Source organism: Nocardia sp. NPDC004711, from assembly GCF_053601595.1.
In genome coordinates this window covers 1-22,705 of sequence record NZ_JBSGCB010000044.1, presented here as the reverse complement: position 1 = coordinate 22,705, position 22,705 = coordinate 1, and the positions used below count along the sequence as shown (strand labels likewise).

The following is a 22,705-nucleotide window of genomic DNA, read 5'->3' as shown; positions in this document are numbered from 1 at the left end:
TCACCCAGCCAACGTATCAGCCCACGTCCAACCCACTAGACGCTGTACGACAAACACCCGATTCCACTCCGCGATGAACGCAGCGCGGGCGCAGTTGAAACGCGCGAGCGGCGGTCGATTCCCGAGGTAGTGGGGTCAGAGTTTGTAGCCGATGGCGCGGAGGAGGTGGTGGCGGTCGGTGCGGTCGGTCTCGGTTTCGATCCCGAGGGGCGGTGCGCCGTCGACGACGCCGATGATGCCGCGGCCGAGGGAGGTTTCGGCTATGAGGACTTCGACGGGGTTGGCGGTGGCGCAGAAGATGGTGCAGAGCTCGGGGATGTGGCGGATCGCGTTGAGGACGTTCACGGGGTAGCCGTCGCGGAGGAAGACGATGAAGGAGTGGCCGGCGGCTAGGGCTGTTGCGTTCTTGGTGGCGAGGTCGACGAGGTCGTCGTCGTTTCCGGACCAGCGGATCAGGCGGGGGCCGGAGGCTTCGCAGAAGGCCAGCCCGAAGCGGAGTTGCGGGCCGGTGCCGACGAGGGCTTCGTGCATGTCCTCGACGGTCTTGATGAAGTGGGATTGCCCGATGATGACATTGAGCTCATCGGGATTCTCGATGGGCACCGCTGTCAGTTCCATCGGGCTATCGTCCCTCGTCACGCGGCCGGGGAACAAGATCAGGGAGCTGTCGGGGTGGGAATTCGGGCGAATTCCCACGGTGACAGCTCCCTGATCTTGTTCGGGCCAGGTTAGGGGACGGGGTCGGGTTCGGCGGCGGGGATCGATTCGGCGGCAGGGATGGATTCGGCTGCGGGGGCCTGCCGCTTGCCGAGGATGGAGTGGCGGCGGCTGTAGGTGAAGTAGATGACGACGCCGAGGACCATCCAGATGACGAAGCGGAGCCAGGTTTCGATGGAAAGGTTCAGCATCAGCCAGAGGCAGGCCAGCGCGGCGAGGATGGGGATGACGGGGACGAGCGGGACGCGGAAGCCGCGCTTCAGGTCGGGGCGGGTGCGGCGGAGGATGGGCACGCCGAGGGAGACGAGGACGAAGGCCACGAGGGTGCCGATATTGACCATTTCCTCGAGGGTGCCGAAGTCGACGAAACCGGCCAGGAGGGCGCAGACGACGCCGACGATGACGGTCAGGCGGACGGGGGTGCCGTGCTTGCCGGTGTGGGCGAGGCTGCGGGGGAGCAGGCCGTCGCGGGCCATGGCGAACAGGACGCGGGTCTGGCCGAGGAACATGACCATGACGACCGTGGAGAGGCCCGCGAGCGCGCCGATGGAGATGATGTTCTTCACCCAGGTCGCACCGTGCAGGGCGAAAGCGGTTGCCAGGGTGGCGTTTCCGCTCGCGAGCTCGGTGTAGGGGACCATGCCGGTGAGGATCAGCGAGACGGCGACGTAGAGCACCGTCACGATGGCCAGCGAGCCGAAGATGCCGCGCGGGACATCACGCTGCGGGTTGCGGGTCTCCTCGGCGGTGGTGGCGACCACGTCGAAGCCGACGAAGGCGAAGAACACCAGCGAGGCCGCGGCCAGCAGGCCGTACCAGCCGAAACTCGTTCCGCCGGAACCGGTCAGGAAGGAGAACAGCGACTGGTGCACGCCGCCGGCCTGCGCGGAGGGCTGCGACGGCGGGATGTAGGGGCTGAGGTTGGACGCCTTGAAGTAGGTGGCGCCGACCACCAGCACGAGCGCGATCACGGCCAGCTTGATGGCCACCGCCACGGCCGAGACCCGCGAGGACAGCTTGGTGCCGGTGGCCAGCAGCACGCCGACGATGGCGATGATGACCACCGCGCCCCAGTCGAACGAGATGGATCCGACGTGCGCGACCGGATTCACCAGGCTGCCGAGCACCTCGCCGAGATACTGCGACCACCCCTTGGCGACCACCGAAACGGCAAGGGCGAACTCGAGAATGAGGTCCCACCCGATGATCCAGGCGATGATCTCGCCGAAAGTGGCGTACGCGAACGTGTACGCACTGCCCGCCACCGGCACGGTCGAGGCGAATTCGGCGTAGCACAACGCCGTCAGCCCGCAGGCGATGGCCGCGAACACGAAGGCCAGCGAGACCGAGGGTCCCGCGACCGTGCCCGCGGTCCGGGCGGTGAGCGTGAAAATGCCCGCCCCGATGACCACCGCGACACCGAAGATGGTGAGATCCCTCGCCGTCAGATCCTTGCGTAGCTTGGAATCCGGCTCATCGGTATCCCGGATCGACTGCTCGACCGATTTGGTGCGGAACACTCCGCTCGCGAACGCCACTTGTCGTCTCCTCTCTGAAACTACGGTGCGGCGATCAGAGGGCCCGCGGAATGGCGTCGAGACGCCGCTCCGCGAACCTGTTGGCCGCCGCTCCGGTGCCGATTCCCTCGGCCTTGGATTCCGCGATGATGTCGCGGCAGCGGTCGAAGATGCCCCTCACCGCATCTTCGACCTCGGCCGGTGCTGCCTGACGCAGTTCACCGGCCACCTGAACGAGCCCACCGCCATTGGCCACGAAATCCGGGACCCAGGTGATGCCTCGCTCGTTCAGGGCGTATTCCACTGCGGGCGTCGCCAACTGGTTGTTGGCGGCGCCGCAGACGAGTTTCGCCTCGATGGCCTCGGCGCTGGACGCGGTGAGCGTGCCGCCGAGGGCGCAGGGGGCGTAGACGTCGACCGGAGCGGTGGATACGTTGCTCAACAGTCGAACCGACGGATTGTCCTTCGAAATGCGTTCCAGCGCCGCCTCGTTCACGTCGGTCGCGCAGACCTCCGCGCCGTCGGCGAGCAGCAGCTGGATGAGTTCGCGGCCGACCTTGCCGACACCCTCGACGCCGACCGTGCGACCCGCCAGTGTGGGTGCGCCCCACACGGATTCGGCGCCGGCGCGCATGGCGTTGAACACGCCCAGCGCGGTGAGCCGGGCGCTGTCGCCGGAACCGCCCGCCGCGGTGCTGCGGCCGGTGACATGGCTGGTGTAGCGGCCGATGGCGTCCAGATCATCGGTATTGGTGCCCACATCGCCCGCGGTGATGTAGCGCCCGCCGAGGGATTCGACGAACCGCGCGTACGCCGCGAACAGCTCCTCGCTCTTGTCGAGGGCCGGATCGCCGATGATGACGGCCTTGCCGCCGCCCAGGTTCAGACCGGCGGCGGCCGCCTTGTAGGTCATGCCCCACGACAGTCGCAGCACATCGTCCAGCGCCGCGGCCTCCGAGGCGTAGGGGTACATCCGGGTGCCGCCGAGCGCCGGACCCAGCGTGGTCGAGTGAATCGCGATGATCGCCTTGAGTCCGCTCTTGTCGTCCTCGCAGAACACCACCTGCTCGTGGCGCCGGGCGCTCAACTCGTGCGAGCGGCCGAAAACCCCTGCGTCGGTGTGCATTGCGGTCACAATCGATTCCTTTCGTGGACGCCGCTTGTGGCGGCTGGGTGGTGGCCGCGTGGTGGGCGGCCGGGTGTCGTGCCCGGATTCCGGGCACAGGTCACCGCGGTACGGCGGCGGGAACGATGCCGCCGTACTGCGTCGGGTGTGGAGTTGGAAGGGTGAGCGGCCCGGGTCAGCCGTCGAGGCCGAACTCGCGGAGGCGGGCGCGGTAGAGCTCGACATTGCCGAGCTTCACGTCCTCGTAGCCGCGGACCAGGTCGGGCAGGGCCGCCGCCTCGGTGGCGGTGGCGTAGCCGTCGGTGGTGAGATCGGCCGCGAGGCGGCGGACCATATCGGTGTAGTGGGACAGCAACTCCCGCTCCACCTTGCGGACATGGGCGTAGCCGAAGGGGTCGAGCTTGGTGCCGCGCAGGGACTTGCCCTTGGCGAGCAGCTTCAGGGCCACATGGGATTTGGGGGTGAGGCCGATCTTCTTCTTGCGGCCGAGGGCGCGGAGCACCGGGGGATGCAGCTTGTAGGTGAGGTTCTCGCCGCCCGGGACCTGGGCCCGCACCTCGTCGAGGAAGGCCGGGTCGACCAGCAGGCGGGCCACCTCGTACTCGTCCTTGTAGGCGGTGAACTTGTACAGCCCGCGCGCCACGGCCTCGCTGAACTCAGTGCGCTCGGTGACCGCACGCTCGGCGCTCCAGGCGGCCTGGACGGTGTCGATGTAGCGGCGGGCGACCGTGGCGTTCTGGTAACCGATCAGCTCGGCGGCCCGCAGTTCCACCAGTCGCCGGACCTCGCCCTCGAAGCTGGTGCCGGCCAGTAGCTCGGCGGGGGCGATGCGCGGAGTGCGCTGTGCCGCAGCAGTATCGGTGGCAGCCGCGAAGGCGGCCGGATCCGCGATGGCCACGCGACCCCAGCGGAATGCCGCGATATTGGCCGACACCGCGACCCCGTTGATGGTGATCGCCTCTTCGATCGCCGCGGCGGGCAGCCGCAGGCCGCCGGTCTGGAAGGCCGCCCCGACCATCAGGAAGTTGGCGGCGGCGGTGTTCCCGAACAGCTGCTGCGCGGCCGCCAGGGCATCGAAGCCGAACTGCGAATCCGACACCGCCGCAAGCCGATCCAGCAGCGGCCCGGTCTCCGGGTAGGTGACCGACTTGTCGTAGACCATGTCACCGGTCGGGGTCTGGCTGGTCGAGGCGACCACGACCGTCGCAGCCGGATTGCCGTACTGCAGGTTCTTGGGATCGGCGGCGGTCAGCAGATCGATGGCCATGATGCAGTCCGCGCTGCCCGGGGTGAGCCGGTTGGACGGCTCCAATTCCGTTGTGGAGAACCGCAGGTGGGACAGCACCGGCCCGGCCTTCTGGCTGAGCCCGATCTGGTCCAGGCTCTCGACCGCGTACCCGGCCCGCAGCGCGGCGGTAGCCAGCACCTGGTTCACCGTCACGATGCCGGTGCCGCCGATGCCCGCGATCAGCACGTTCTGTGTACCCAGTGGAGCGCCGAGCCCCGGATCGGCCACCATGGGCGGCTCGGCAGCCTTCCGGCGCTTCGGAGCGGTCGACTTGGAACCCTTGCGTCCCTTGGCATCCGGGTTCAACTCCACCGTCACGAACGACGGGCAGTCGCCGTCCAGGCAGCTGTAGTCGGTATTGCAGGAGGTCTGGTCGATGCGCGTCTTGCGCCCGAACTCGGTCTCCACCGGCTGCACCGACAGGCAGTTCGACTTGGTGCCGCAGTCGCCGCAGCCCTCGCACACCGCCTCGTTGATCACGACGCGGGTATTGCGCACCGGCAGCGTGCCGCGCTTGCGCTGGCGGCGGGCGTCGGCGGCGCAGTGCTGGTCGTAGATCAGGACGGTGACGCCCTCGATCTCGCGCAGCATCTTCTGCGCCTCGTCGAGCCGGTCGCGATGCCACAGCAGCGTGCCCTTGGCCAGCGCCTTCCTGTTGTGCCGCTTGGGATCGTCGGCGCAGATGACGATCTGCTTCACACCCTCGACGGTCAGCTTGTGGGTCAGCTTCGCGACCGTCAGCCCGCCCTCCACATCCTGCGCGCCGGTCATGGCGACGACCTCGTTGTAGAGCAGCTTGTAGGTGATGTTCACCCCCGCCGCCACGCACGCCTGGATGGCCAGCTGCCCGGAGTGGAAGAACGTCCCGTCGCCGATGTTCTGGAACAGGTGCGGCACATCGGTGAACGGCGCCTGCCCGATCCACTGGCTGCCCTCACCACCCATCTGGGTCAGGCCGGTGACCGCGCTGTCGCTGCGCCCGGACAGGGTGACCAGGGTATGGCAGCCGATGCCGCCACCGCCGATCGAGCCCTCGGGCAGGGCGGTGGAGCGGTTGTGCGGGCAGCCGCTGCAGAAGTACGGGGTGCGCTTGGCGGACAGCACCTCCAGCGAAAGCGCCGGCGGCGGAGCCTTCTTCAGCTCGACCCGCTCGCGCAGCACCCGCCGCAGCGGGGCCAGCAGCCGGCCCGCGGTGAGCTCGCCGTCGAACGGCATGAGCGGCAGGCCGTTTCCGTCCAGCTTGCCGAGGATCCGCGGGGCATCGACGGTGCCGTACAGGATTTCGCGGATCTGGGTCTCGATGAACGCGGTCTTGTCCTCGACCACGATCACCTGCTCCAGCCCCCGGGCGAACTCGGTGACCCGCTGTGCCCCAACCGGATACGGCATGCCGATGCGCAGCAGGCGAATGCCCGCGCGGTGCATGGCCGCCTCGTCCACACCCAGATCGACCAGCGCCTGACGCACCGCGTCGAAGGTGGTGCCGGTGGCCGCGATACCGATCCGCGCGTGCGCCGGATCCACCTCGATGACGTCGAGATCATTGGCCGTCCCGAAGGCGCGCACGGTGGCCCAGCGCGGCCCGTACAGGTCGGCCTCGGCCAGCACACTGTCCGCGGGCGCCGCCATCGGCCGCTGCCGGTAGGCGAAAGTCTTTCCCTCCCACTGCACTTCGGGTACCGAGATGGGGAGCTCGGCGACCGAGGAATCCACCGTCCACGCGCCGTCGGCGACATCCGCCACGATCTTCAGGGCCACGATGCAGCCCGAGGCCCGCGACAGCGCCACCCCCTGCATGCCCATGGTGATGATCTCGCGGGCATTGCGCGGGAACAGCACCGGCACCCCCATGGCCGCCAGCGACCGCTCGCTCACCGCGGGTACGGTCGAGGACTTCGAGGCCGGATCGTCGCCCACCAGCAGCAGCACGCCGCCACGCGGATTCACCCCGTACATATTGGCGTGCCGGATGGCGTCGGTGGCCCGGTCGACGCCGGGGCCCTTGCCGTACCACACACCGACGACGCCGTCGTGCGTCGCCGTCCCGGCAGGCAGATCCGCCTGGCTACCCCACACCGAGGTGGCGGCGAGCTCCTCGTTGAAGCCCGGCACGAAGGCGATGTCGTGTTCGGACAGCACATTCGGCATGCCCAGCAGCATCTTGTCGACCCCGCCCAGGGGGCTGCCCTGATACCCGGACACGAAGGTCGCGACCCGGTGGCCGGCGCGCATATCGCGGACATGCTGTTCCACCAGCAGGCGGGCGATGGCCTGCACACCGGTGAGAAGGACCGGGCCTGCGCCGGACCGGTAGCGGTCGGCGAGGTCGTAGGGCGTAGCCGGTTCGGCCTGTCGGGCAGGCGCGCAGGCAACGTCGGTCATGAACAGTCACCACACTCTCCACAGCCCAGATCGTGAGCTGCAAACCAAGGGACCAAAGCGATCGGTGCAGCGAAATCTGCCGTGGTGTGTGATCCGTGTCAACAGATGCGCGAAAAGTTGATCAGACTGCTCAAAAGTGATCTGGAACACTGTGACGTACGTAGCATTTTGCTCGAGCGTCCACGCGGAAGTCCGCTCGAGTGTCCCCGGCTCCGGCCCATCCTGATGCGCCGGGGCCGGTTCGTCATTCGGCGGGCCGGCTCGTCAGATGCTCGACGAGCGGCAGCGACCGGTACTCGACCGGAGTCGCGAGGGCCAGCATGGTTTCGGTGTGCTTCACGCCGGGAATCGCGTGCACGCGCTGGATGATGGACAGCAGATCCGGCTGGGACCGGGCCGCGATCCGCACCAGCAGATCTCCGCGCCCGGTCGTCGCGTGCACCTCGAGCACGTTCGGGAACTCCCGCAACGCCTCGACGATGTCGTTCATCTTGTTCTGGTTCAGCTCGATGCCCAGGAACGCGTGCACCGCGAACCCGATGGCCTGCAGATCCACGTCCGGCGGATACCCCCGCACCGCGCCGGACGCCTCGAGCCGCTTCATCCGCGCCTGCACGGTGTTGCGCGCGATCCCCAGCCGCTGCGCCAACTCCAGAATCGGCACCCGCGGATCGGCCGCCAACTCCGCGAGCAGCGCGGAATCGAGGCCGTCGATCTTGATGCTCATGCCGCATTGTCGCACAGCGGCAGGCCGGGGCCGGCGGGCCGGAAAAGTCGCTCCGGCCCGCCGGTCGTGGCTCAGCTCAGGTCCAGGACCACGGCATTCCCCTCGTGATCGCCCGTCGAGGGTCGTTCGCTACTCGCGATTGCACCGCGCAGGGAGGTGAGCAGTGCGGGGGATACGGGGACGATCAGGTCCACGGTGCGATCGGCCGGGGTGCCCGCGGAGTGCGGTCCGCCGACCCGGGTGGGCTCGTTGAACGACAGCTCGCGATGCAGGGACGCGAGGTCGAGCAGTTCCAGGGCCGGGCCGGGCCGTTCGGGGGCCGAGTGATCGATCATGGTGGAACGGATGATCAGGTGATTCGAATCCTGCTGGGGGAGGGCCAGTTCCAGTAGGCGGGTCTGGCAGGGCCATTCGCACAGGCCGGAGGTGAGTACGTGCCAGAATCCGCCCGCGGGGTCCTCCTGCGGATCGGGACGGTGGCGCGGGGTCACCTCGTTGCGGTGCTCGTGCCCGGCGATCCACAGCACCACATTGCCGAAGCGGTGCAGCAGCGCCTCCAGATCGGCGGCGAGATAGCGGGTTTCGCCGTGCGGGTCGGGCGTCGTGTTGGTCAGCATGCCCAGACCGTGGTGGGAGGCGATGATCACGACGCGGTCCCGGTTCCCGGTCCGGACGATCGCGCCGTCCTCGCCGCGATACGACGAGTGCGCCGCGATCAGCTGATCGACCAGCCAATCCCATTGGCGTGCACCGATACTGCCGGTGACGTGGCCGGCGGGGTGGGTGGAGTCCAGCACGATCATCCGCACGCCGTGGACCGCGTCGTAGCTGTAGTAGGTGGTGCCCTCGATCAGGTTCTGCTCGGTGAAGCCGTGGCCGCGCGGCTCGGTGGGGCTGTCCAGATGGGCGCGCACGTATTCGGCCGGGCTGATGACCCGGCGGTCGGCCCGGGCGGCGATGGGTACGGCCGGACCCTGCGAGAGCACGGTCGGATCGGGCAGGTACCGCCGCATCGGATCGGCGGGCGGGTCGATGCCCAGCGCAGTCGGTGCGCTGTCGCCGGTGACCAGCGCCTGATACTCCGCTGTGACGGGCGCGCGGCCCTGGACCAGGCAGTCGTGGTTGCCGAAGCAGGCCAGCCAGGGCACGCCCAGGCCGCGGGTGCCGAAGGGGCGGGCTGCGGCCGCCAGCAGGCCCCGGACGTCGGGGAATCCGTGCTCGCGCTTGTAGACGTCGCGGGATTCCGGTTCCGGGTTGTAGAACTCGGCCGAGACGGCGTACGCGGGCAGCGTTTTCGTCTCGGCCGCACCGAAGTTCGGGTCGAGTACGGTGTCGCCGTCCAGCAGGGCGAGCAGGGCCGACAGCTCGTTGGACTGCGCGCTGTCGATATTGTCGCCGGTGGTGACGACGAAATCGATGGTGTCCGTGCCGAGTTCGCGCAGTGTGCGAATGGTGGCCTCGAAGGCATGCAACGCCACCGGTTCCTGCGGGCGGTAGGCCGGGAACATGAACTCCCACCCGGGCCGGCCCGCCAATCCGTGCAGAAAGGTGAGGCGGCCTGGGGAGACGGGATCGGCGATCTGGAAGTCGGTCAGCTGGACGAATCGCGCCACGGTCGCGCCCGGGTCGAGGGTGGCGCCGGGGGCGAGCTCGGTGCGGACCGACCGCGGTTCGGCCGGACCGCGTTCCAGGCCCCGATACCGGCCGTCCGCGTCGAGTGCCGCGCCCGGCCGGATCGTGTGATCGGGAAAGGTCACCGGTTCAGCCCACGGATTCCGGTGCGGCCGAATCGGATTGCGCCCGGCCGGAGATCTCCGCCGAGAGCTCTTCCAGCGTGCGGCCCTTGGTCTCCGGGGCCAGCGTGGCCGCGATGGCCAGGCCGATGACACTCGCGCCCACGAACAGCCACAGCACGTGGTGCAGGCCCCACGACTTGATCAGCGTGGGCAGCCACAGGGTGCCGATGATCGCGCCGATCCGCGACACCGCGGTGCCCAGGCCATTGGCGGTGGCGCGCACGGCGGTCGGGAAGACCTCGCTCGGATAGACCAGGTTCACGATGCCCGGCCCGGAATTGGCGAACAGCACCGCCGCGCCGAGCAGCACCACCAGGCCGGTCAGTCCCGGGTTCTGCCACAGCGCCAGCGCCGTCAGGGCGAAGAACATGCCGATGAAGCCGACGATCAGCAGCGGGCGGCGGCCCACCCGATCCACCAGGGCGACACCGGTGAACGCGCCCGCGACGCCGACCAGGGCGATGATCAGCGAACCCGTGTAGGTGCCGGTCGTACTGGTGGTGACCTGCTCGAGGATGGTCGGCGTATACAGCGTGATGCCGTAGTAAGACAGCGTGTACATGAACCAGAACCCGCAGCAGAAGAACGTGTAGCGCAGCAGTGGCATGGTCAGCAGCGTGCGCCACGGCGAATCATGCTGCGGCGCAGCGGGTCCGGACAGCGGTGCGGTGGTGTCGCCGAGTCCGGTGAGCACCGCGTTCGCCTCCTCGCCACGGCCCTGGGCGGCCAGCCAGCGCGGGGATTCCGGGATGCTGCGCCGCATCCACAGCACGATCAGCGCGAATATCGCACCCAGGACCAGCATCACGCGCCACCTGGCGTCGCCGAGCGGGAGCAGGGCCAGCGCGAAGGCGTAGGTGGTCGCCGCGCCCACGAACCAGGTGGCGCCGAGGCGGCACATGAGGCTGCCGCGTCGTTGGGCGGGCGCGTATTCCGCGAGCAGTGAGGTGGAGATGGTGTAGTCCGCGCCCAGGGCCAGGCCCAGCAGAAAGCGGCAGACCAGCAGCTGCCAGACGTCCTGGGCCAGCGCGGCGACCAGGGCGAAGAAGACGAACCCGATGAGGTTCACCAGGTACATCTTCTTGCGGCCCAGCCGGTCGGTGAGGCCGCCGAAGACCAACGCGCCCACGAACATTCCGACCACCGCGGCCGCGGAGAGCGCACCGGCCATGAAGGTGGACAGGTGCCACTGCCTGGTGACGGTCGGCAGCGCGACCGCGATCACCGTGATGTCGAAGCCGTCGAGGAACATGCCGGCGGCCGAGAGCACGGTCACCTTGCGGTGGAAGGTGGTCAGCTCGGTGGAGTCGAGGACTGAAAAGGCATCGCTGGACACGATGGTCCTTCCTGGGAGATCGAATTGCTCAATCGTTTTAGCAAAGGTAGAGGCGTCGAAGCGAGCGCTTGCCCCGGACGTTGTCGAGAGTTCAGAGCGCGGTCATCCGAGTTCAGCCTCCGTTCGCTAGTGTTTCTCTCCGTGGTAGCCGGGAGCGAACCGATCACGCAGCGCGATGTGGCGATATCGCTCGGAGTCTCCATTTCGGCGGTCAGCCTGGCACTCGCCGGGCGGCCCGGCGTCAGCGACCAGCTGCGAGAGCGCATTCTCCAACGCGCCGCCGAACTCGGCTACCGGCCCAATGCCTCCGCGGTCGCCCTGCGCACCCGGCGCACCCGGGTACTGGGACTGCTCATCCGCAACCTGCGCAACCCGCACTTCCTGGATGTGATCGACGGCTTCGACGAAACTTGTTCCGCCGCGGGCTACGACGTCATGGTCGGCTCCTCGCGCTACGACGCCGGCCGGGAGCGGCAGCTGCTCGACGCTTTCCAGCATCGGGCCGTGGACGGGCTGGCCATCGCGCCCATCGGCACGAGTCCGCATGCGCGGGAATGGCATTCGGTCACCCGGCGGCCCGTGGTGCTGCTCGACACCGCCGACCGCGAGCATCCCGGGCTCACCATGAGCGTGCGCTCGGACCAGGAGACCTCGGTCGATCTCGCGGTGCGGCATCTGCTCGGACTGGGACACCGGCGGCTGGCCATGGTGGTGGCGCCACCGGAGAAGTCCCCGGATCCCGAACGGCTGGAACGCTTCCGGCGGCTCGGCGGCGAACTCGGCTTCACCGCCCTGCCCGTGACCACCGAACTCTCCGCCGACGCGGCCCGCCCCGCCGTCACCGCGGCCCTGCGGGTGCACCCGGACGATCGGCCCACCGCGTTCATCACCAACAGCGACTACATCGCCCACACCGTCTACCTGTCCGCCGCCGACTGCGGACTCCGTGTACCCGAGGACGTTTCGGTCATCGGCCACGACGACCTCCCCACCTCCCCCTCCCTGTCCCCGGCCCTGACCACCCTCGCCGTGGACCGCCACGCCATCGGCTGCCGCGCCGCCACCCTCCTGATCGACGCCCTCCACTCCCGCCCGATCGACCAGCCCAACATCGTCGTCCCGGTCCACCTCGAGACCCGATCCTCAACCGCCCCACCACCCCGCCCCACCTAGATCGCACCGCGCCCCGGCTCGGCCGGCAGCCGCCGCTGCGTCGGATCGGACCGGCCGCGCAGCCGCCCCGGGGCGTTCGGGCCGCGCCGCCGCTTTGAGATCGGCCGGCCGCGCCGCAGGTCCGGTCGGCTGGCCGCGTCATTGGTCTGGTCGGCTGGCCGTGCCATTGGTCTGATCGGCCGGCCGTGCCACAGGTTCGGCTCGCGGGCGCCGCCGCTGCGCCGGATCGGCTAGGACGCGCTGTCGGCCTGGATCGCTCGAGTCGTGCCGCTGGTTCGGTTCTGCTCGACTCGGGTGGCGCAGTGGAGAAGTTGGGCCGCGTGGGTGGCCGGGGGTGATTGCTTCCGCCAGACGGCGCGGAAGTGGCGGGTCAGTACCGCGTCGGCGACCGGAATTTCTATCAGGGTGCCGGTGCGGAGGTCGGCGTCGGTGAGGAGCCGGCTCAGGATGGCGGGGGCGACGCCGGTCCGGGCGGTGGCGAGAATCGCTGCCGTCGAACCGAGTTCGGCGGCGGGGCGGGCCGGATCGGAGTCGGTGGTGAGCACCTCCCAGACAGTGGCGCGGGTACCCGAGCCGGGTTCGCGCCACAGCAGCGGGGTGGCCGCCAATTCGTGCACGGTGACCGGGGCGTGGCGGCGGGCCCACGGGTGATCGGGGCCCACCACCAGCACCAGATCGTCGGTGCCGAGTATCCGGGCGTCGAGTTCGATCGGGGGATTGGGGCCCTCGACGAAGCCGAGATCGGCCTGCCCCAGCCGCACCCACGACTCGACCTGGCGCGAGTTGCCCACCTCCAAGGCCACCGTCACCTCCGGATGCGTCTCCCGGAGCACGCCCAGCCACTGCGACATGCGATGGTCGGCAATGGTTTTCGACGCGGCGATATGCAGTCGCGGCCGGTCCGGGGTGCGCAGGGCCGCGACGCCCGCGCCGAACGCCTGCGCGGCGGACAGCATCGGCCGTGCATACTCGACCACCTTGCGCCCCGCCTCGGTCAGCGTGGACCCGGTCGGCCGGCGGTCCAGCAGCCGCAAACGCAACCGCCGCTCCAGCGCGGTGATCCGCTGGCTGGCGGCCGGCTGGGTGATGCCGTGGCGGCGAGCAGCGGCGCCGAGACTGCCCAGTTCGGCCACCGACGTGAGCAGATCCAGCACCTTCAGGTCGGGGGTTCCCGGGGGCAGGGTCATAAGGCTCGATTATGCGGGGCTGGTGCGGCCGCGCATAAGCCCGGCTTATGAGGTGCTCGATATTCGACGGCTACCGGACCGTGCCTCCGACGGTCAGGCTGGAACCGTGCCCGCCCGTGACCGATCGGCCGCGGCATCGAATCCTCGGGAGACAACATGACTTTCGTCATCGGAGCCGACTGCGTCGACGTCCTGGACCGTGCCTGCATCGAGGAGTGCCCCCTCGACTGCATCTACATCGGCGACCGCATGGCCTACATCAACCCCGACGAATGCACCGACTGCGGCGCCTGCGAACCGGTCTGCCCGGTCGAGGCCATCTACTACGAGGACGATATGCCGGATGGGCAGGAGGGGTTCATCGCCGAGAATCGGCGGTTCTTCGACGAGCCGCTGCCGGGCCGCACCGAGGCGCTCGGAGCGCCCGGCGGGGCCTTCCGATTCGGCAAGGCGGGTGTCGACACGTCGTTCGTGGCGGCGTATCGGAGGTAGGGGCTGGGGCAGTTCGGCGAATCGCTTGTGGCAGAACGCGGCACCCGCCGACGGCATGCCGGCGACCCCCGTATCGGGACCCTGCCGCTAACGCGAGTTCCTGGCACCCCGATGATCTAGAGGTGACACGTGCGCGGCGGGATGCCATCAAGACCAGGTCAGTGGCGATTCTCGCGATGGGCGCTGCCCTCGCGGCGGTGGCCACCGGCTGCGGGACCACCACCACCTCGACCGGCCCCAGTTCCACGGCCCCCACTTCGGCTCCCGCCGCCGCCCAGCAGTCCGACGCCCCGGCGGGCAGCGGCCACGGGCTCTGCCTCGACATCAATTCCGACCTGGCCCGAGAGGCCATCGCGCGGCTGTCGCCGCCGCCGGTCGGCGGGTGGAAGACAGGTCAGGCCGCCGATGACCAGATCTCCGCGGGTTGTGCCGGGGTGCTGTCCTGGATGACGGTCAATTCCGACACCAACCACCCGTACACCCACGTTCTGCTCTTCACCAACGGCACGTATCTGGGGACGGCCACCCCCAACCCGTACATGTACACGATGGTGACCGGCAAGACCCGCACCTCGCTGTCGCTCACCTACCACTGGCTCAACGGCAACGACCCCATGTGCTGTCCCCAGGGCGGACCCAGCGTGGTCACCTTTACTCTCACCGGCACTACTGTGAAGGCCGACGGCCAGCTCCCGCCGCACAATTGAACCGTCCGTCACCCGAGGAGACGTCCCGCGTGCGAGTTGGAATCCTGTCCTTCGCGCTGGTCGCCGCCACCGCTCTGCTGACCGCCGACACCGCGGCCGCGCCGCCGCGTCCCGCCCCGATCGCGGCGGTCGGCGGCCGGCTCACCCCGCCCATGGGCTGGAATTCGTGGAATTCCGGAATTCCGCTGACCGAGCAGAACATCCACGAGGTCATCGACACCATGGTCGGCTCCGGCATGCGCGACGCCGGATACCGCTACGTGAATCTGGATGCCGGATGGGCTGCCCCGAAACGCGACGCCACCGGGAACCTGCGGGCCGATCCGCGGCGGTTCCCGCACGGCATGGCCGCGCTCGCCGACTACGCGCACGCGCGCGGCATGTATCTGGGCCTGTACTCGAGCCCCTACAACGAGACCTGCGGGCAGACGCCCGACAATGCCGGTCGCGGGCACGAGACAGCGGATGCGCGGACCTTCGCGGGCTGGGGCGTCGACTTCCTCAAGTACGACTGGTGCCGGGCCGACACCGACCTCGCCGAGCAGGTGCCCGCCTTCACCGCCATGCGGGATGCCCTGCGCGCCAGCGGGCGGCGGATCGTCTACAGCATCAACCCGAACAGTTCCGGCAACCTGCACGCGGGCGGGGACTACGACTGGTCGACCATCTCGGATATGACCCGCAATACCGCGGATCTGATTCCGCTGTGGCACAACGGGTCGCCGGATCAGCGCCTGGCCACCCGATCCGGCCGCGGCCTGATCGGTGTCACCGACGAGCTGGGGGCGGCCGAACCGCTGGCCACCCGCGCCCGCCCCGGCTACTGGAACGATCCCGACATGATGGTGGTCGGGCTGCCGCTGACCGAGTTCATCGGCGCGCATCTGGCGGGCTATCCCGCCGATGTCCTGGCCGGGCCGTTGACGACCCGCCAGATTCTGGAACTCGAGACGTCGTTCGATCTGTCGCCCGAGGTGGTCGGCCGCCTGCGTGATCCGCAGTTCAGCCTCGATCCCGAGGAGCAGCGCGCGCACTTCTCGCTGTGGGCCATGCTCGCGGCGCCGCTGATCGCCGGCAACGATGTGCGCGCGATGTCCGAGCAGACCCGCGCCCTGCTGACCAATGCCGATGTCATTGCCGTGGACCAGGATTCGCGGGTGGCGCAGGCGACGCCGTTGCCGGGGGACGGGCGGATCCTGGTCAAGCCGCTCGCCGGCGGCGCGGTGGCGGTGGCCGTGTTCAATCCCGGCGATCGGGCGGCGACCATCGAAACCGGGCTGGCCGCAACCGGATTGCGGCAGGCGGAGTGTTACTCGGTGCGCAATCTGTGGACGCACACCGACACCACGACCACCGGTGCGCTGAGCGCCGCCGATATTCCAGCGCATGGTGTGGCCATGTTCGAGGTCGGTTCCGGCTGCGCGGCAATCCCATCCGAAGAGTAGACAGTAGAACTATCCGATAGTTACGCTATCCATTATGGATGCCAGCACTGAGCCCGAATCCGCCGCTGAACCCGGCCCCGCCTCGGGGGTCAGCAGGCGACGGCTCCTCACCACCACCGGAGTCGCCGCGACCCTCACCGCGGCGGCGGGCGCGGCCGGCGGCATCGCCCTCGTCCAGGGCGGGGCGCCGACCCCCGTGGTAAAGCCTTCCGGCGCACGGCGTTTCGACCGGAAGGTAGTGCTGATCACCGGCGCCACCTCCGGCATCGGCCGCTCGGCCGCCCTGATGTTCGCCGCCGAGGGCGGGCACGTCGGATTCTGCGGCCGCAGAGAACAACTCGGCCGCCAGGTCGAACAGCAGATTCGGGCGGCGGGCGGGGAAGCCACCTACATCCGGGCCGATGTCCGGGTGGAATCCGATGTGCGCCAGTTCGTGGACGCGGTCGCCGACAAGTACGGCGGGCTCGACGTCTGCTTCAACAATGCGGGCATCACGCTGCAGAAAGCCTTGCACGAGTACAGCTCCGCCGAATGGGACGACGTCGTCGACACCGACCTGCGCGGCAACTTCCTGGCCTTGAAATACGAGATCCCGCACCTGATCGCCCGCGGCGGCGGGGTCGTGGTCGTCACCTCCTCGTCCAACGCCATCGCCACCACCGAGGGCCGGGCCGCCTACACCGCCGCCAAACGCGGGCTGGTCGGCATGGTCCAAGCGGCCGCCTACGACTACGCGGACAAGAACATTCGCATCAACACCCTCATCCCCGGCACCACCGACACCGAACTGGTCCGGCGCGCGGCAGGCGCGATGAACCTCCCCGACGAGGTATGGAAGACCATGACCGAGGTCTACGGCAAACAGCACGTCCCCGGCCTGCGCCGCATGGCCACCCCCGACGAGATAGCCGCCTTCGCCCTGGCCCTGGCCTCCGACGACTTCCCGTACATGACCGCCGCCCAGATGGTGATCGACGGCGGCAAGACCGCCTACGCGGGATAGCCGTGACTTCGGATCAACGGGTCTGCGTGATGCGGCTGTGGACCTCGGCGGCTACCGCGGAGTCGCCGCGGGGAGTGGGGTGGAAGGGGAGGCCGACGAGGTTCACCTTGGGGTCCAGGATGGAGAGGAGCCAGGGGTCGGGGGAGCAGAGGCCGTGGCCGGCGGTGGGGGTCCGGGCGTCGACGAAGTCGATGGAAAGGGCTTGGGCGGCATCGCGTTCGGCGTCGTCCAGGCGGTTCCAGAATTCGTTGATAGCGGTGGCTCGGGGCTGGACGTAGCGGAAGACGCCAAGGACGTCGAGACACCAGGCGGTCGAGTTCGCCGGGGCCAGTTCGGGATAGCCGACCAGTTCGATCTTGGCGTTGGGGGCGTAGTACTTCACATAGTCGACGACTTTGCGGATGCGATCGGCGTAGGCCGGTCCGTTGACCGTGTCGAGGTCGGGCCATCGGCCCTGGGACGCCGCGTCCGCGTCGCAACCCTGAGAGATGTTGAACGCGCAGGTCAATTGGGCGGGGGCATCGGCAGTGGTCGCCGAATCATGCGGCCACTCGTCGTTGGCTCCCAGCTGGATCGCCACCACCTGGGTGCGTGGCCCGAACGCCCCGTTCTTGGCGGCCTTGATCGCCAGCTGCGCCAGGGTGTAGCCGTCGCGGCCCGGAACCTGCTGCCCGCTCGAGGTCACGGGGCCGCTGTCGATCGACGCGTTGGTGCAGGTGGCGTTCTCGAAGTCCGAGGTTCCGGCGACGCCCATGAGCGCGCTCAGCTGGACGGGCCAGGACGTGTCGCGGTGCAGGCATTCGTGCGCCGCGACGTCGTTGTTGCCGTCGCATTTCACCAGGACCCCATCGCACGGCGGGTTCGCGGCGAACGAATCACCCATGACCACAAGCGTTTTGCCCTCGACGGGAGCGGGTTCGTCGGCGGCGGCGGTGCCTATCGAGCCGGCCGCGGCGAGAACGGCGACGGCGGCGGCCAGCCTGAGTGGAAGCACGGCCCCGCCGCTGGTCCTGAAACTGATCAATGCAAATCCTCGATGACGTCGGCACTCTCGCTCAAGAGGCCGGTGGGACAACCATATAGGTCAACTTCGGCCAGGCGACGGACATGGGAACCAGGGGCTCGCGGCAGATCCACACGGTCACGTGGTGATTCTGTCCGGGGATGCCGAGCGGGTTGTCCATCTGCAAAGCCGGTGTGGTGTGGGCGAAATTCGCCAGGAAGGCCCGCAGCTCCGGTCCGTCGTTGTAGCCGACATACATGACGGTCGTGGCCGAGTCCGGCGGCGGACCCCATTCGGCGAAGCCACGATTGGGGCTGTAGACCGGCGGAATCCATTGGGACCGGCCGTAATGGTCGAGCGCCCCGGCCTCGTTGTAGGCCTCGGTGACGACGACGGCGCCGGCCTGTTCCTCGGCCGGCAGGCCGATCGCCACCTTGTGCACCGCGTCGGCCAGGTCCTCCCAGTTGTCGTTGCCGTAGTGCTGCAGAAAGCCCCAGTAGCCGGTGTCCGGCACGTCGATCCAGCTCTTGGGGTAGGGGAGCAGCGCCAAGCAGGCGGTCAGCACCGCCGAGAGGACGGTGAGGCCGGTGAACAACCGCCGCAGCAGCAGGGCGCGGGTACCCGCGGCGTCCAGGAAGCCGTTCAGGATCGACGCGCCCGCGCCGAAGATCGCGGGAACGATCCCGGCGACGTAATAGGACCGGCCGTGTCCGACGACGACCAGAACCACCATCAGCAAGGCGGCGATCAGCACGAACCGATACGGCCGCAGCTTCGGCTCCCGAGCCAGGCCGTACAGGCCCAGCACGCCCAGCCCGCCGCCGAGGAATCCGGTGACCACCATGATCGCCACGACCGTCCCCAGCTGTCCGCCGTCGCTCCCCGCCGTTTCCTGGGCGATGGCGCTGTTGGTCGCCAGCTGTGGCCAATGGTGGGAGGCCTGCCACAGCAGGGCGGGCGTCATGGCGGCCGCGAAGATCGACAGCCCTGCCCACAGTGCGGGGCGGCGCAAGACCTCGCGGGGTCCGACGGCGAGAATGCCGAGGGCGACACAGGCCCCCAGCATCAGCACCAGCCATTTGTCCTGCACGTCGATCGCCGCCGCCACACCCGCGGCGATGAGCAAGCGGTCCCGGCGGGTGCGCACCCAGCGAACCAGCAGCCAGATGATCAGCGCCTGGAACGCCACGTCGAATGCGACGCTGTCCAGCACGGTGTAGGCGACGACGAACGGTGAGACGGCGTACCCCGCCGCGGCGAGCATCTGGTAGCGCGGCCGCGCACCGCATTCGCGGGCCACCGCCGCCGCGAGGACGGACACCGCGATCAGCAGCAGCAACCCCGGGATCCGCAGCGCGAGAACCGATCCGGGGGCGATCACGTCGGCTGCCCGCGCGATCAGCGGTATCACCGGTCCGTTGTCGACGTAATCGACCGCCAGGCGCCGGCCACACGCGAGGTAGTACAGCTCGTCACCGGCGAGCTGGAACCGGGCTGCGGAGATGGACCAGACGAGCGTGATCAACCCCGAGACCAGCAGGACGCCGCGCCACGCGAATTCGGGTGGCGCCGAGGTCGATTCGGATTCTGGGGTGTACGTGAGCGTCATTGCTTCTCCGATGGATGCGCCACGGCGGTACTCGTCCGGCTGGCAGGGTGAGGCCGTGTCAGTGCGCGACGTGGCTGTAGACGGTGGCGGCCACGACGGCGTCCCCGCGGGGTGAGGGATGGAAGGGCAAGCCGGCCAGGTTGATCTGCGGATCGAGGAAGCCGTTGAACCACGGATCGGCAGAACACAATCCGTGGCCCGCGGTCGCCTGCTTCACGTCGACGAAGTCGATCTGGAGCATCCCGGCCGCGTCGCGTTGCGCATCCTGGAGCCGGTTCCAGAACTCGACCATGGCGCGAGCCCGCGGCTGCACCCAGCGGACGAGGCCGAGGAAGTCGAAGCACCACTCCGAGGCGCCCTCCGGCGCCACCTCGGGATAGCCGACCAGTTCGATCCTCGCGTTCGGCGCGTAGTACTTCACGTAGTCGACGACTTTGCGGATGCGGTCGGCGTAGGCCGCTCCGGTGATCGCATCGAGCACCGGCCACCGGCCCTCGGCCACCGCGTTCTCGTCGCAGCCCTCGACGAGGTTGAACACGCAGGTGAACACCCTGGTCGCATCGGCGGTGATCGCGTCATCCTTCGGCCACGCGTCGTTGAAGCCCAGCTGGATCGCCACCACCTGGGTCCGCGGCCCGAACGACCCGTCCCGAGCGGCTTCGAGCACCTCCTGCGTCAGGGTGTATCCGTCCCGGCCGGGAACCTTCTCCCCGGTCGATGTCACCGGACCGGTATCGATGGTCGCGCTGGAGCACGAGTTGTTCTCGACGTCCTCGGCGGCGATGCCCATCAGCCCACTCAGTTGAACGGGCCACGAGGTGGGGCCGTGTAAACAGGCCTGCAGACCGGTGCTGTTCTCGTCCGCGCATTTCACCAGCACCGCATCGCACGGTGGGTTCGCGGTGTACGAGTCACCGAGCACGACGAGCGCGCGGCCCGGTGCCGGTGCGGGTTCGGCGTCGGCCGTACTCACCGACACGGCCGCGGCGAGCACGCCGACGGCGGCGCCCAGCCGGAGCCGGAACACGGCCCGGCCTGTAGTCCAGGAACTGGTCAATGCAAATCCTCATCGGGCCACGGCCAGCCCGCATAGGGTGTCGACCATGACGCAGGTCACAGCGTCTGACAGATAAAGCAAAATATCTTCTTTTCACTTTCTCGGCAAGCAAGCGGCTGGTGGACTGCCGGACTCGCCGGGGGGTGCTCCGGCTCACGGGGTGGGGTGACCCGAAATTCACTCAGTCGACGCCTGATTCGGGTTTCGGGCAGCGAATCTGCTGTCCTCATACTGTTTTTCGCCTCGTGGCGGCCATTCGAACAGGCCGAATGATGCGTGCGGCGTCCGGTGCTCAGTTCCCGTAAGTGATTGGCGGAGTGGTTGATTCGGACAAACTGCCCATCGATAGGGGTCTCAGGGTTGCGGCGAAACACCCGTGCGAAACTCGAGCCGATGATCACCTACTTGCAAGCCGCTGTCATCGGCGCCGTACAGGGTGTCACCGAACTGTTCCCGATCTCGAGCCTGGGGCACTCGGTCCTGGTCGCGGATTGGGTCGGTGGTAGCTGGAAGCAGGTGACAGTGGGAAGATCCGGCCGGGGTGCGACCTATCTGGCCTTCGTGGTGGCATTGCACGTGGCCACGGCGATCGCGTTGCTCGGCTACTACTGGCGTGACTGGCGGGCCATCATCGCCGGTTTCCTGGCCACGTTGCGAACCCGGCGCGCGGAAACCGTTCCGCAGCGACTCGCCTGGCTGATCGTTCTCGCCACTCTTCCCGTCGCGGTCCTGGGCCCTTTCCTGGATCGCCCGCTGCACGCGCTGTTCACCACGCCCGTCGACACCAGTGTCTTCCTGACCTTGAACGGTGTCGTGCTCGTCATCGGCGAGGGATTGCGCAGGCGCAACGAACCGACATTGGCGGAATACGGTCGCCGGTTCGGCCGCCGTGAGGCCCACCGGTCTGTTCACCCCGCCGGACCGAAACGCCCCCGTCAGACCGACCGCCCGCTGGCTGCCCTGAGCCCCCTGGACGCCATCGGTGTCGGCTTCGCCCAAGCCGGCGCACTGCTGACCGGCTTCAGCCGCGCGGGACTCACCATGGTCGGTGGCCTGTGGCGCGGTCTGGAAAATGAGCACGCCGCCAAATTCGCCTTCCTGCTCGCCACTCCGACGATTCTGGGCGCCGGCCTGGTCGAGCTGCCGGAGCTCGCCGAACCGAGGATCGCCGCCATCCGCGGCCCGGTCCTCCTCGGCGCCTTCGTCTCCGGAACCTGCTCATGGTTGGCGGTGCGCTACCTCGAGCGCTACTTCCGCACCCGCACCCTCCTCCCGTTCGCGGCCTACTGCATCATCGCGGGCACCCTGTCGACCATCCGATTCATGTGAGACAGAACCGAATCCCCAGCGCGTTCTCCAGCGGCGCTATTGAACGTGAAATCCCCAGCTGCAGAGCAGATTCTGTGAACGTGGGGGCAAGTTGGGGCGGGAGCGAGTGACCACGGGCGCTCGGCCGACCTCGAGCCCGATGGTGTGGATCGATCCCGTCAGTGCATCCGCAATCCCATGTTGCTCCGGAGGTATTCGCTGAATCCTTGGATTCAGTCCAGGTGCCGGCGTACTTCGGCGGCGAAGCCCGATACCCCGGATCGGTCGAGGACATCGAGCAGACCCTGGAGGTGTTTCGGGGGTCGCTTGTGTTGGGCGACTTGCGTTTGGAGCAATCGGACTACCTGCCCGGGGGCTAGATCCAGCATGTCCAGTAGGAAGTCGTCCGGATGCATCAGTTCGGGGAATCCGTCGCCGATGGGTCTGACCTTGAAGTCTTTGATATTGAAGGTCAGCAGCGCGTCGGCATTTCCCTGTAGCGCGGCCGCAAGGACGTGTCTGTCCTTGGGGTGGTTCTCCATTCGTTCGGTCAGCTCTTCATAACCCTCGACCATGGCGTCGGGGAAGAACGTCCGCAATGTGTCGATCAAGCGGTCTACTTGTGCGGTCCGGCGGGCGTCATCGCCATGCGCGGCTGCGAGATTGCGTTGCAACTCGGCCAGGACCTCGGCTGACCACAGCGGTTGTATGAGATCTGCTTCGGCTAGGTTGTGTCTCGAAGTGAGTGATGGGGTGGCACCGCGCAGCGGTGCCACCCCATCAGCATGTTTGATGAAAGTATTAGAAGAAGCCAAACGCCCCCACAACCAGG

Annotated in this window: 18 protein-coding genes; 6 read left to right on the top strand and 12 right to left on the bottom strand. The window is 68.4% G+C overall.

Annotated features, from left to right (window positions below; all coding sequences use genetic code 11):
* Positions 1–135 precede the first annotated feature (135 nt).
* From ACWEKS_RS35010 to ACWEKS_RS34980, 7 genes are all read right to left on the bottom strand, one after another.
* Positions 136–618 (bottom strand): adenosine-specific kinase, encoded by a 483-nt coding sequence (locus tag ACWEKS_RS35010; protein ID WP_354834347.1) that lies wholly within the window; start codon positions 616–618, stop codon positions 136–138.
* Positions 619–728: 110 nt separating this feature from the next.
* On the bottom strand, positions 729–2,255 hold the full coding sequence (locus ACWEKS_RS35005) for an amino acid permease (protein ID WP_452344073.1): 1,527 nt from the start codon (positions 2,253–2,255) through the stop codon (positions 729–731).
* A 34-nt stretch (positions 2,256–2,289) separates the two neighbouring features.
* Complete coding sequence (locus ACWEKS_RS35000; protein ID WP_452344117.1) at positions 2,290–3,360, bottom strand: Glu/Leu/Phe/Val family dehydrogenase; 1,071 nt, start codon at positions 3,358–3,360, stop codon at positions 2,290–2,292.
* 175 nt (positions 3,361–3,535) lie between these two features.
* Positions 3,536–7,030 (bottom strand): indolepyruvate ferredoxin oxidoreductase family protein, encoded by a 3,495-nt coding sequence (locus ACWEKS_RS34995; RefSeq protein ID WP_452344072.1) that lies wholly within the window; start codon positions 7,028–7,030, stop codon positions 3,536–3,538.
* A gap of 244 nt (positions 7,031–7,274) precedes the next feature.
* Entirely contained in the window at positions 7,275–7,757 is a 483-nt protein-coding gene (locus tag ACWEKS_RS34990) for an Lrp/AsnC family transcriptional regulator (RefSeq protein WP_452344071.1), read from the bottom strand.
* Between the two features lie 71 nt (positions 7,758–7,828).
* Positions 7,829–9,514, bottom strand: a complete 1,686-nt coding sequence (locus tag ACWEKS_RS34985; RefSeq protein ID WP_452344070.1) for a hypothetical protein — start codon at positions 9,512–9,514, stop codon at positions 7,829–7,831.
* Between the two features lie 4 nt (positions 9,515–9,518).
* Positions 9,519–10,889: an MFS transporter gene (locus ACWEKS_RS34980; RefSeq protein WP_452344069.1), complete on the bottom strand. Its 1,371-nt coding sequence runs from the start codon at positions 10,887–10,889 to the stop codon at positions 9,519–9,521.
* Positions 10,890–11,030: 141 nt separating this feature from the next.
* On the opposite strand from ACWEKS_RS34980, the gene ACWEKS_RS34975 reads away from it, so the two are divergent.
* Positions 11,031–12,062 (top strand): LacI family DNA-binding transcriptional regulator, encoded by a 1,032-nt coding sequence (locus ACWEKS_RS34975; protein ID WP_452344068.1) that lies wholly within the window; start codon positions 11,031–11,033, stop codon positions 12,060–12,062.
* 230 nt (positions 12,063–12,292) lie between these two features.
* Here the strand turns inward: ACWEKS_RS34975 and ACWEKS_RS34970 are convergent, their stop codons facing one another.
* Positions 12,293–13,249, bottom strand: a complete 957-nt coding sequence (locus ACWEKS_RS34970) for a LysR family transcriptional regulator (RefSeq protein WP_452344067.1) — start codon at positions 13,247–13,249, stop codon at positions 12,293–12,295.
* 156 nt (positions 13,250–13,405) lie between these two features.
* On the opposite strand from ACWEKS_RS34970, the gene fdxA reads away from it, so the two are divergent.
* From fdxA to ACWEKS_RS34950, 4 genes are all read left to right on the top strand, one after another.
* Positions 13,406–13,741: a ferredoxin gene (gene fdxA, locus ACWEKS_RS34965; RefSeq protein WP_452344066.1), complete on the top strand. Its 336-nt coding sequence runs from the start codon at positions 13,406–13,408 to the stop codon at positions 13,739–13,741.
* Between the two features lie 122 nt (positions 13,742–13,863).
* Positions 13,864–14,448, top strand: coding sequence for an LppP/LprE family lipoprotein (locus tag ACWEKS_RS34960; protein ID WP_452344065.1), 585 nt, complete (start codon positions 13,864–13,866; stop codon positions 14,446–14,448).
* A gap of 29 nt (positions 14,449–14,477) precedes the next feature.
* Positions 14,478–15,893: a glycoside hydrolase family 27 protein gene (locus ACWEKS_RS34955; RefSeq protein WP_452344064.1), complete on the top strand. Its 1,416-nt coding sequence runs from the start codon at positions 14,478–14,480 to the stop codon at positions 15,891–15,893.
* A 34-nt stretch (positions 15,894–15,927) separates the two neighbouring features.
* A complete protein-coding gene (locus tag ACWEKS_RS34950; RefSeq protein WP_452344063.1) occupies positions 15,928–16,896 on the top strand; it encodes an SDR family NAD(P)-dependent oxidoreductase in 969 nt (322 codons plus the stop codon).
* Between the two features lie 13 nt (positions 16,897–16,909).
* Here ACWEKS_RS34950 and ACWEKS_RS34945 read toward each other — a convergent pair whose 3' ends face one another.
* Genes ACWEKS_RS34945 through ACWEKS_RS34935 form a run of 3 tightly spaced genes read right to left on the bottom strand, consistent with a single transcriptional unit; the run spans position 16,910 to position 20,565 of the window.
* Positions 16,910–17,920: an SGNH/GDSL hydrolase family protein gene (locus tag ACWEKS_RS34945; RefSeq protein ID WP_452344062.1), complete on the bottom strand. Its 1,011-nt coding sequence runs from the start codon at positions 17,918–17,920 to the stop codon at positions 16,910–16,912.
* 31 nt (positions 17,921–17,951) lie between these two features.
* The gene (locus ACWEKS_RS34940) at positions 17,952–19,508 is read right to left on the bottom strand and encodes an ArnT family glycosyltransferase (protein ID WP_452344061.1); all 1,557 of its coding nucleotides are present in this window, start codon (positions 19,506–19,508) and stop codon (positions 17,952–17,954) included.
* Positions 19,509–19,566: 58 nt separating this feature from the next.
* On the bottom strand, positions 19,567–20,565 hold the full coding sequence (locus ACWEKS_RS34935; RefSeq protein WP_452344060.1) for an SGNH/GDSL hydrolase family protein: 999 nt from the start codon (positions 20,563–20,565) through the stop codon (positions 19,567–19,569).
* A gap of 393 nt (positions 20,566–20,958) precedes the next feature.
* On the opposite strand from ACWEKS_RS34935, the gene ACWEKS_RS34930 reads away from it, so the two are divergent.
* On the top strand, positions 20,959–21,894 hold the full coding sequence (locus ACWEKS_RS34930; protein WP_452344059.1) for an undecaprenyl-diphosphate phosphatase: 936 nt from the start codon (positions 20,959–20,961) through the stop codon (positions 21,892–21,894).
* A gap of 212 nt (positions 21,895–22,106) precedes the next feature.
* Here the strand turns inward: ACWEKS_RS34930 and ACWEKS_RS34925 are convergent.
* The coding region (locus ACWEKS_RS34925; RefSeq protein WP_452344058.1) for a PIN domain-containing protein at positions 22,107–22,705 on the bottom strand (599 nt) is incomplete at its 5' end.